The sequence below is a fragment of the Actinokineospora terrae genome (genome assembly GCF_900111175.1).
In the GTDB taxonomy this organism is placed as follows: Bacteria; Actinomycetota; Actinomycetes; order Mycobacteriales; family Pseudonocardiaceae; genus Actinokineospora; species Actinokineospora terrae.
Window position 1 is genome coordinate 281086 of record NZ_FOGI01000003.1, and the last position, 6000, is coordinate 287085.

4 protein-coding genes are annotated in these 6000 nt (G+C 70.1%); 3 read left to right on the forward strand and 1 reads right to left on the reverse strand.

Annotated features, from left to right (window positions below):
* Positions 1 to 129 precede the first annotated feature (129 nt).
* Positions 130 to 993: a hypothetical protein gene (locus BMY07_RS07280; RefSeq protein WP_092775699.1), complete on the forward strand. Its 864-nt coding sequence runs from the start codon at positions 130 to 132 to the stop codon at positions 991 to 993.
* A 13-nt stretch (positions 994 to 1006) separates the two neighbouring features.
* A complete protein-coding gene (locus BMY07_RS07285) occupies positions 1007 to 3436 on the forward strand; it encodes a P-loop NTPase fold protein (RefSeq protein WP_092775700.1) in 2430 nt (809 codons plus the stop codon).
* Here the strand turns inward: BMY07_RS07285 and BMY07_RS07290 are convergent.
* Positions 3433 to 5142, reverse strand: coding sequence for a PstS family phosphate ABC transporter substrate-binding protein (locus BMY07_RS07290; protein ID WP_092775701.1), 1710 nt, complete (start codon positions 5140 to 5142; stop codon positions 3433 to 3435). The genes BMY07_RS07285 and BMY07_RS07290 overlap by 4 nt on opposite strands.
* A 134-nt stretch (positions 5143 to 5276) precedes the next feature.
* On the opposite strand from BMY07_RS07290, the gene BMY07_RS07295 reads away from it, so the two are divergent.
* The gene (locus tag BMY07_RS07295; RefSeq protein WP_092776108.1) at positions 5277 to 5870 is read left to right on the forward strand and encodes a DinB family protein; all 594 of its coding nucleotides are present in this window, start codon (positions 5277 to 5279) and stop codon (positions 5868 to 5870) included.
* Positions 5871 to 6000: the final 130 nt, after the last annotated feature.

Here is a 6000-nt window from a genome sequence, read left to right on the forward strand (position 1 = left end):
GGGATTGTGGATAACTCGACCTGGGGGAAGAGGGCGCAGAGGGGAGGGATTCACTCGTTGGGTGAACCGGAGGAGGGGGGTGGCCGTGTTGGGGAGGTCATGAGGTTGTCGGGAGATCGGGGAGTTGCCATGAGGCGCAAGATCGGGTTCGTTGTCATCGCGGCGGGGATGTTGGTGTTGTCGGCTTGTGGCGAGAAGGCCGAGCCAGTGTCCACTGAGGTCACTGCGACCGACGAGTACGCAATGGACACTCAGGGCGACGCGTCGTTCTTTGCGGGGACGGCGAAGGCGAACAATGCGGCCGAGGGGACCGGAGACTGGGCCAAGGGGCCCGATGGCTCGGTGAACTCGGCCAAGGCGGAGAGTTCGAGCAAGTGGGTGGAGTTGACCGCGGGCAAGGCGGGGGCGTTGGACCCGGTGGTGGTCAACGGGGCCGGGCTCACGTTGTACCGGTTCGACAAGGACTCGGCGGCGCCGTCGAAGTCGGTGTGTGTTGGGGAGTGCGCGAAGCAATGGCCGCCGGTGACCGTTGCCAAGCGTGGCAAGGTGTTCGTGTCGGGGGTACAGCAGTCGGCGGTCGGGTTCGTCACCCGCGATGACGGGAGCAAGCAGGTCACGATCGGCGGGTGGCCGGTGTACCGGTTCGCCAAGGACACCAAGGCGGGCGACACCAACGGGCAGGGCGTCGGCGGCACCTGGTTCGGCGTGACGCCCACCGGTGCCAAGGCGGGCGTCCAGAGCACGAAGGCCACCAGTGTCGTCCTGTTCGACGAGCCGCGGTTCAGCGAGAACGGCGCGGCCGAGGGCACCGCGGGTCCGGGCTGCAAGAACCTCGCCCGACCGAGGAACGCGTCGTCGCTGACCGCGCAGGGGTCGCTGAAGCTGTGGTCGGAGAAGGACTGCAAGGGCAAGTCGCTGGTCGTGACCGGTGACGTGCCGGACCTGGCCGCGGTCGGATTCGACAACCTGGCCACCTCGGTCTTCTTCGGCTAGGTAATCTCGGCGCATGGCGCCGCAGCGGGAGATCCGCCTCCACATCGAAGGAGGCCACAGCGGCGCCGACCTGGCGTCGCTGTCGGCCGATTCCGGGTACGTGCTCACCGACCGGCCGGATGACGCCGACCAGGTCGTCAAGTCCGGCACCGACATCGCCAAACCCACCATGGCGCCCTACCGCGAGCAGCGCGTGTTCGACGTCGGCACCAAGGTCACCTCAGTCGTGGTCGCCGATGAGATGCCAGCGATCCTGGCCGCCGGGTGCGAGGACGGCGTGCTCCGGCTGTGGAACCTCCAAGACCTCGGCGAACGGCCACTGCGCGGGCACGCGGGCCCGGTCTGGTCGGTCGCGGCGAGCCGGTACTCCCCCGGCCAGGTCTTCAGCGCGGGCCAGGACGGCACCGTGCGCGCCTGGCCCCTCTACGGCAGCGGCGACAGCGTCACCCTCTACCAGCACAACGGCATCGCCAACGCGGTCGCCGCGGGCAAGGGCAGCACCGTCATCAGCGGCGGCGACGACAACTCGGTGTTCCGCTGGACCAACGGTGACGTCCGGGAGCTGCGCGGCCACAACGACTTCGTCACCGGTGTCGCCCTGGCGGACGAGATCACCCCCATGTCGATCTCCCCCGATGGGCAGTGGTTGATCTGGGGGGAGCCGGACAGGCCTGCCAGCGCTCTCGTCCCGGCCACCTGCGTCGCCGCCCACCAGTCGGCAACAGCCCTGGGCACGCAAGACCGCGAAGTCCACGTCGGCGATTCGTTGCTCCACCTCGGCGCCGTGCCCCTGTCCATCGCCATCACGGCGATCAACGGCACGATCACCGTCGCGATAGGAGGCGAGGACGGTCTGGTTCGGTTGTGGGAGCCGGATACCGGCGGCCTCACCAACCTCCCCGGCCACACCGGCCCGGTGCGCGGAGTCGCCTTCGGCACCGTGGACGAACGCCCCGTCGTGGTCAGCGGCGGCGACGACGGCACGGTCCGCGTGTGGGCCCGCCCGACCACCGACCACGTCGAATGGGCCGCCGACGCCCCCGCCACCCAGGACGCCCTGCACCGCCGTCCACTCGCGACACTGATCGCCGAACAGCTCCGCCAGGTCGACTCCTCGTTCCTCGTGCACCTCGACGGCCCCTGGGGCTCCGGAAAGAGCACCATCCTCGGCTTCCTGCGCACCGAACTGGACCGCGACTTCACCACCGTGCCGTTCGACGCGTGGCGCGAGGCAGGCGTCGGGCCGTCCTGGTGGGCGCTGCTGACCGCCCTGCGCACCGCTATCCGTGGCCAGCGCGGGTTCCTCGGCCGGATCGGGCTCAGGATCAGCGAGTCCTTCGCCCGGCTGCGACGCGTGGGAGCACCGGTCGTGTTCGCGTTCATCCTGTTGCTGGCGCTGACTTTCGGCGTCTGGTGGCTGTTCGCGTCGGACTTCAAGAACGTCGCCGAGATCGCGAAGTCCGTCACCGGGGCGATCGCGGGTGTCGGCACTCTCTGGGCGGGCGCGTTGGTGGCGAGCCGGTTCCTGCTGTGGGACTCCGCGCGCGGGGCGCGGCTGTTCGAGCAGTCGAACACCAACCCGATGCTGGAGGTGAACCGCCACTTCAGCTGGCTCGCCAAGCGGGCCAAGCGACCCGTGGTGTTCCTGGTCGACGACCTCGACCGGTGCAAGGAGTCCACTGTGGTCGAACTGCTGGACACCGTGCAGACGTTGGTGCGCGACACCGGACCGCACTTCATCGTCGCCGCGGACGGCGCCTGGATCCGGGCGGGCTACGAGCAGGCGTACGAGAAGTTCAGCACCGCCGTCGCCGAACCGGGCAGGCCGCTGGGTTACCTGTTCCTGGACAAGTTCTTCCAGCTGCGCGTCCAGGTCCCGGCGATCGACTCCCCGCGTAGACAGGACTACCTGCGCCAACTCCTGCGCACCGTCGACATCCCGCGACCGCGGGAGATCGCGGCGGAGGAAGGCCGCGTACTGGCCCAGCTCGGTCGCAGCGTCACCGAGGCCCAGGTCGTCGACGCGCTGAGCACCGCGAGCCCGGTCGTGCGCGGTCGCGTCGCAGGAGAAGCGCTGCGGCGGATGAGCACCCCGGCCGCGGTGGTCGCGACCGAGCACAGCCTCCAGCGCTACGGCGGGATGCTGCCGCCGAACCCGCGGGCGATGAAGCGGTTCATCAACACCTACAGCACGTCGCGCGCCGTGCGGACCCTGGAGGGCAACGTGGTCCCGGTCCAAACCCTGGCACTGTGGACGGTCGTCGAGATCCGGTGGCCCAGCCTCGCGGACTACCTGCGCGCCACTCCGGAAGCGATCCTGTTGGCCGACACCAAAGCGGACCAGGCTCCCGAGGCACTGCGCCCGGTCTTCGCCGACGAAGCCCTGGTCGCCCTCGCCAAGCAACTCACGCCCGACCTGATCCGCGAGGCCTGCGGCGGCTAACGGGTGCTGCACAGCTCCAGCGGCGCGCCCTGCGGTGTGACACACGGCAAGTAGCCGGAGTCCTTGAGCCGCAACCGGGCGCTGTCGTGCTTGCGGACGTGCTCGGCGAAGGCCTCAAGCAGGGTGTCCTTGCCCGGCTCGCCCTTGAGGTAGAGGTGCTCGACTGTCCAGAAGGGATAGTTCGACGCCAGGGCGGCCGCGGTGTCGAAGGTCTTGCCGTCGATGCTGACCGCCCTGAGGTCGCCCTTCTTGCGGGCCTCGGCCACCGATGGCGCGTCCGCGTAGCCGATGGCGCCCTGCACGGCCCCGATCATCGCGACCACGTCGGAGTTCGACTCGCGCTCGCAGCGGATGGTGCGCGCCCTGGGGTCGCGGTTCTTCTCGACGCACTCGTCCGAGGACAGGCCGCCCTCGCCGCCCGCGAGGACCTGCTTCTCGAACAGCTGGCGGGTACCGGAGGACTGGCCGCGGCCGACGATGCGGATCGGCAGGGACGGCGACTTCGGGTTGAGCTGGTTCCAGTCGGTGTAGGTGCCGTCGTAGATGCGCTTCAGGTCCTCTGTGGACAGCGTCTCGACCGGGACGCCCGAGTGCACGACGACGTGGTAGACGACGATGGCCAACTGCTGGGCGACGAGGCCGTTGGTGTTCTGCAGGCCGTCCGACAGCGCGGCGGAGGTGGCCGGGTCGGCCGAGGCGAGCCAGCGGACGCCGTCGATGCTGCCGGTCGCCTGGGTGGTGATCCTGGCGTCCTGGCAGGCGGCGGTGTAGTCGGCGGCCATGGCCTTCATGGTGGGCATGAAGACGCTGGAGCCGCGGATGGTCAGCTCACCGGACACGCAGCGCACTGACGGGTCCACCGGCGGCGAGGCGAACACCAGGCTCAGCACCAGGAACGCGGTCAGCGCCAGGGCGAGCGCGCCGGTGAGCCTGGGCAGGGTGAACCGCCGCTGCCGCTTCTCGTCCTTGATGATGCCGTTGTCGGCGAGCTTGCCGGTGGCGGTGATCTCCTTGCTGGTCTCGCCGCCGGGGTGGTCCTCCGGCTCCTCGAGCACGACGACCAGCTTGATCTTCTGCTTGCGCTTGAGCGCCAGCGTCTCCAGCCGCACCCCGTGCCAGCGCGGCTCGGCCTCCGGCTCCTTCGGCGCGGGCGCCTGGCCGCCGATCCAGCGGACCATGCGCTGGGCCATCTTGTCCCTGACCGTGCGCAGGCTGTCGCGCTCGTCGGCCACCGGTGGCCCGACCTGGCCGTTGGTCGCCGAGTCAGTGCCGTCAGTGCCGTCGGTGCGGAAGAACCGCAGTCCGGCGCGCAGTTTCTCGCGCACCTCGACCGATCCGGCCTCGGAGATCCGCGCGTTCCACACCACCCGCTCGCCGAAGGTGAAGGTCAGCGGGCGGTCGAAGTCGTCGGGGTCGATGTCGTACCCGCCGGTGTTGCGGATGCGGATCACCACGATGCTGAGCCGGTCGAGCAGCCGGGTCAGCCTGGTCAGCTGCGCGGAGTCGCCGCCAGCGGTCTCGTCGGTCAGCTTCTCCGGGCCGAGGCCGATCTTGGAGTTGTAGTGCACCCGGTAGCTGACCCGCTTGCGCCGGATCAGGAACCGGTCGACGAACGGGGTCGCGACCAGCAGCACGATCCCCAGCACCAGGTTGCCCGCGCCGAGGAAGTCCAGCACCGCGCGCAACGCGTCCCGCAGGTCGGTCACGTTGATCTCCCTCCCCCGCCGCCACCGCGCGAAAGCCTAGGGAGCGGCGTCCCGGCTGGACACCGTGACCGCCATCCGTTCACCTGTGGTTCAGCCGCGCGCAAGTGTCGGGGGTCGGTGGGATGCTGGCGGCCATGACCTCGGACCCGAAGGACGACCTGCTCCGCTACCTGACGGTGGCGCGCGAAGCGCTGCTGTGGAAGCTCGAGGGGCTGTCCGAGTACGACATCCGCCGACCGCTGACCCAGACGGGGACGAACCTGCTGGGGCTGGTCAAGCACGTGGCGGGCTGCGAGACCGCCTACTTCGGGGCCAGCTTCGGCCGCCCGTTCCCGGTGAGCTACCCGTGGATGGAGGACGGCGCGGAACCCAACGCCGACATGTGGGCCACGGCGGAGGAATCCCGGTCGCACATCACCGGCCTCTACCGCGACGTCTGGGCGCACTCGGACGCGACCATCGCCACCCACGCCCTCGACGCGCCCGCCCGGGTACCGCACTGGGCCCCCGACCGCGCGGACACGACACTGCACCGGCTGCTGGTCCACATGATCGCCGAGACGCACCGGCACGCGGGCCACGCCGACATCGTCCGCGAACTGATCGACGGCGCGGCGGGGCTGCGGCAGGAGGTGGACAACATGCCGGAGGGGGACGCGGCGTGGTGGGCGGAGTACCGGGCTGGGTTGGAGGAGGTGGCGCGGAAGGCGGGCCAGACCGAGGCCTGACCCGCCTGTCCGTTGCGCTGTGCGAGCTGACCCTATTGGCGCACCGGGCGTGCCGTTGGCGCACCGGGCGTGCCGTTGGCGCACCGGGCGTGCCGTTGGCGCACCGGGCGTGCCGTTGGCGCACCGGGCG